Below are 4,207 nucleotides of genomic sequence, written 5' to 3' on the forward strand. Positions count from 1 at the left end.
CATCCGCGGTACTGGTCGTCCATTCAGCGCGGCCCCTACGGCAAGCCCAACACCGGCGCCCGCGGCGTGATGTCGCAGGCCTACAGCCAGGTGGAAGCCAACTTCAGCCTGTTCTTCGGGCTGGCGCTGCAGGCCTATCAGAGCACGCTGGTGTCCGACGATGCGCCCTTCGACCGCAGTGCGCGTGATGCCGCCGGCCTGCCGGTGGAGCTGATGCCGGCGCAACTGCGCGGCCTGCAGCTGTTCCGCACCGCGCACTGCGCGCTGTGCCACATCGGGCCGGCCTTCACCTCGGCCGCGGTGGACACCAATGCTGCGCTGGTGGCCAGCCAGCCGCTGGCCTTCGGAGACCGGGTGTTCCGCAACACCACCTCGCGCAACGTGGTCACCCGGCTCGCCGGGACCAAGGGCTTCGGCCTGGTGGACACCGGCTTTGCCGCCACCGGCGTGGGCGACGATGCCTGGGACCGCGGCCTGGCCGGCCAGGACGAATTCGGCCGCGACCTGGCGCTGGCCGCGCAATTCCTGCAGCTGCTGGCCGGCCGCCCCGACCAGGTGGTGGATGCGCGCGTGGCCGAGGTGCGCGCCTGCGACCTGCCCAACCCGGTGGCCTTGAACCGCGCCCAGCCGCATGCCAGCGTGTTCACCCAGCGTGAAGGCGTGCAGCCGCAGCAGCAGGCCACCACCGGCTGCCTGACGCCGGGCTATGCCTACGTGCCCACGCCCGCGGCCGCGCAGGCGGAGCTGGCGCTGGGCGCCGGCAACCAGCGCCTGCAACTGCTCACCGACGGCGCCTTCAAGATTCCGACGTTGCGCAATGTGGAGCTGACCGGCCCCTACATGCACAACGGCAGCATGGCCACGCTGGATCAGGTCATCGAGTTTTATGCGCGCGGTGGCAACTTCAACGGCCGCAGCAAGCAGTTCGGCACCGTGTTCGGGCAGCCTGGGCTGCAGCTCGATGCGCAGGCCCGGGCCGACCTCAAGTCTTTCCTGGTGTCGCTGACCGACGAGCGGGTGCGCTACGAGCGCGCGCCCTTCGACCATCCGTCACTGGCGGTGCCGCACGGCCACCTGGGCGATGCCACGCGCTTGCAACCTTCCAGCACGCTGGGGCCCACATTGGCCCAGGACCGCATGCTGCTGCTGCCCGCGGTGGGCGCCGCCGGTCGCACCACGCCCTTGCAGCCGTTCCACACCTACCTGGCGCCTTGATCGGCGATCTTTGAGGTGTCAAACGTTCAGGGCTGCCGACCGGCATGCGCCGTGGTGCGCGCGGGTCGTGTTCACGGTCGAGTCGTCAGAGGGGTCGAGGTGGCGACGACGGCACCGATCCGGGCCGGCGCCTCGGGAAACGCGCTGATGGCGCACATCAAGAAGGACTGACCATGACTGCTGATCGCCTGGGGCGACGTCGAACCCTCGCCGCGGTGGCATCGGTGCTGCTGGTGCCGTGCATGCAGCCGGCCACCGCGCATGACTTCAAGCTCGGTGCGCTGCGCATCGACCATCCGTATGCCACGCCGACGCCGGCCGGCGTCGCCAACGGTGCGGCCTATCTGCGCGGCATCCGCAACACCGGTGGTCAGGCCGACCGCCTGGTGGGGGCCAGCACGCCGGCAGCCGCGCGGGTGGAGATCCACCGCAGCGTGCTCGATGCCGACAACGTGATGCGCATGCGGGCCGTCGATGGCATCGACCTGCCGCCCAAGTCCGAGGTGCAGGTGCGCCACGGGGGTGAGTACCACCTGATGCTGATCGACCTGAAGCGGCCGCTGAAGGACGGCGACCGCTTCACGATCACCCTGCGCTTCGAGAAGGCCGGCGAGCGCGAGGTGACCGCGTGGGTGCAGACACCGCGCGGCCAGCCTGAGGCGCACCGGCACTGAAACATCCCCCGCAGCGATCAAGCAGCCGTGAGTGGCTGGGCCGGTTGCTGGCCCGGGGCGAGGCAGCCCTGACGTCGCCAGCGCTTCAACGGGTTTTCGCCCAGGGCAACAAGGTGGGCGGCCCCCAGGGGGACACCGACGGCGGCAAGCTGGGCACAGGCGCCGGCGCAGGTGCGGGTGCGGGTGCAGGTGCCGGAGCAGGCGCAGGCGCAGGTGCAGGTGCTGGTGCTGGTGCTGGTGCTGGCGACGGAGGTGGCGGAGGTGGCGGAGGTGGCGGCGGTGGCGGAGGAGGAGGAGGAGGAGGCGGAGGCGGCGGTGGTGGAGGAGGCGGAGGCGGAGGCGGAGGCGGAGGTGGCGATGGCGGAGGAGGCGGAGGTGGAGGCAGCGGCGGCTGCACCCGCGACACGATGGCGGTCTGCAACTGCGCTTCGCTCAGGCCATACTCGAAGACGATGTGGACCGGCGGCGACGCGACGTACTTCTCCTTGCCGCCCGACTGGGCGGTGGACCACACTTCCAGCGTCACCCGATAGGCACCGGCAGGCATGCTGCCGACGGCGCTGCAGGGGGTGGCCGCGGTGCTGTCGGCCACGCCGCTGATCATCCAGTCCAGGTGAGCATGCACGGTCCCGCCGGCGCCGGTGCGGGCGATGGCGGCGGTTCGTGGACCAGCCACGCCCGTTGACGAGAACCGTGTGCCGCGCTGCCACCAGCCGTATTCGGTGGCCCAGGTCGCGGGGTCGCGGATGTAGTTGCGCAGCAGCTCGGGTGGCACGGCGCCGAACAGGGCAATGCTGACGCCGGCCGGCGCCGGACCCCATTGCCCGGTGGCCGGGTTCCAGTACAGCAGCGAGCCCAGCGCCCGGAAGTGCAGTTCCTCGGCCTGCAGAAAATGGCCGGCAAAGGCCTGGAACCCCGGATCGTCGGTGGCACAGGTGCCGCCCTCGAAGTCGCTGAAGTAGCCGGGGAAGATGCGCCAGCCGGTTTCGTGGTCAACGGGCAGCCGGTCGAGACCGGTGAGGTCGCCGAAGAACTCGGTGCTGATGCGACTGCCCGCCACCGGCCCGCTGCTGGTGCGCAATTCGATGTCGAAATGCACCGCATGCGCCGGCAGTGCCAGCCCCAGGCTGCCGGCCGCCGCGCAGGCCACGAGGCTGAGCCGCCACACCGGTGAGCGGGCGGCCGAAGGACGGTGCACGGGACTCAGTGCGACCGGCGGCGGCGTGCCATGGCACCGATGGCGGCCAGGCCCGCCAGCATCAGCGCGTAGGTGCCCGGCTCGGGCACCGCCGTGACCAGCGAATCAACGGCCATCTCGAAGTTTTCTTCGCTCAGGCCGTAGTTGAACGCCACCAGGAAGGGCGTTGATGCCGCATGCGCGGTGGAGCCCAGCTGCATCGTCAGCAGGTAAGCGCCTTCGGTGCCCACGGGATTGGTGCTGAAGGTCAGATGGCTGTGCACGTTGCCGCTGGCGTCCACCTTGGCCACGAAGCTGCTGCTGCCGGCCTGCACGCCGCTGCCCGTCCAGCGGGTTTCCTGGCTGGCGGCATCACGCACGCTCACGTAGTCGCCTGCGGCAGCGGCGGTCCAGGCAGCACCGTTCCAGTACTGCAGCGTGCCGGTGCCGGCGAAGGTCAGGAAGCTGCCGGGCTGCAGCGTGGCACCGTCCTGCGTCTGAAAGCCGGGGTTGCTGGTCTGGTAGTAGACGAACTGGTCGCCGAAGGTGGCCTCGTACAGCTTGCTGCCGTCCAGCGTGAGGTGGTAGCCGCCACCAAGCGTCAGCTGACCGCCGACCACCGACACCGCGATGTCGCCGGCATGGTCGTGCGGATCTGCAGCCCATGCCGCGGCGGGGATGAGGCAGGCGCCGGCCAGCAGGCCGGTCAATGCGATGCGATGGATCATTCTTCACTCCTGGTTGTTTATGCAATAAGGTTGCACTTTACAAGAATTCGCAACCGGGTTGCATTTATAGTCGCAACAACCTCACCACCGCAACCTGCACTGCGACCCGTGCGCTTCTTGCCCTCCGCCGCAAGCCCGATTTCGGCCTGGCCGGCCTGTCTGCTCGCGGCGCTGGCAGCCGGCACGCCGCCCGTGCTGTCGCAACCGCTGCAACCCGAGCCGCCGACCAGCCGCATCACCGTGACCGGGCAGCGACAGCCTGAGGCCCCGGCCACCACCGCGCCGCAGACTACGCTGTCGGGCGCTGCGCTGCGCAGCCGCATGGCAGCCACGCTGGGCGCCACGCTGGAGCAGGAGCTGGGCATGGGCAACGCCAGCTTCGGCCCCGGTGTGGGCCTGCCCGTGATCCGCGG

The 4,207-nt window shown here is 70.1% G+C and carries 4 protein-coding genes and 1 pseudogene; 3 read left to right on the forward strand and 2 right to left on the reverse strand.

Annotation, left to right across the window (positions count from 1 at the left end; genetic code table 11):
- The first annotated feature begins 21 nt into the window (after positions 1 to 21).
- Positions 22 to 1,215: a hypothetical protein gene (locus tag ABNT58_RS14810; RefSeq protein WP_348754230.1), complete on the forward strand. Its 1,194-nt coding sequence runs from the start codon at positions 22 to 24 to the stop codon at positions 1,213 to 1,215.
- Positions 1,216 to 1,388: 173 nt separating this feature from the next.
- On the forward strand, positions 1,389 to 1,889 hold the full coding sequence (locus ABNT58_RS14815) for a copper chaperone PCu(A)C (RefSeq protein ID WP_348754227.1): 501 nt from the start codon (positions 1,389 to 1,391) through the stop codon (positions 1,887 to 1,889).
- Positions 1,890 to 1,974: 85 nt separating this feature from the next.
- On the opposite strand, the gene ABNT58_RS14820 is transcribed toward ABNT58_RS14815, so the two are convergent.
- Positions 1,975 to 3,087 (reverse strand): hypothetical protein, encoded by a 1,113-nt coding sequence (locus ABNT58_RS14820; RefSeq protein WP_348754228.1) that lies wholly within the window; start codon positions 3,085 to 3,087, stop codon positions 1,975 to 1,977.
- Between the two features lie 5 nt (positions 3,088 to 3,092).
- Positions 3,093 to 3,794 carry a PEP-CTERM sorting domain-containing protein gene (locus ABNT58_RS14825; protein ID WP_348754229.1) on the reverse strand — a complete coding sequence of 234 codons (702 nt, stop codon included), beginning with the start codon at positions 3,792 to 3,794 and terminating at the stop codon, positions 3,093 to 3,095.
- Between the two features lie 192 nt (positions 3,795 to 3,986).
- On the opposite strand from ABNT58_RS14825, the pseudogene ABNT58_RS14830 reads away from it, so the two are divergent.
- A pseudogene (locus tag ABNT58_RS14830) lies at positions 3,987 to 4,207 on the forward strand (TonB-dependent receptor); the annotation flags it as partial.

It is taken from the genome of uncultured Aquincola sp. (genome assembly GCF_964001545.1).
Taxonomy (GTDB): domain Bacteria; phylum Pseudomonadota; class Gammaproteobacteria; order Burkholderiales; family Burkholderiaceae_C; genus Aquincola.

What these genes read in the sequence shown, in the direction of transcription:
- ABNT58_RS14815 (WP_348754227.1), top strand. Translation starts at nt 1,389, where the DNA reads ATGACTGCTGATCGCCTGGGGCGACGTCGAACCCTCGCCGCGGTGGCA.
- ABNT58_RS14825 (WP_348754229.1), bottom strand. Translation starts at nt 3,794, where the DNA reads ATGATCCATCGCATCGCATTGACCGGCCTGCTGGCCGGCGCCTGCCTC.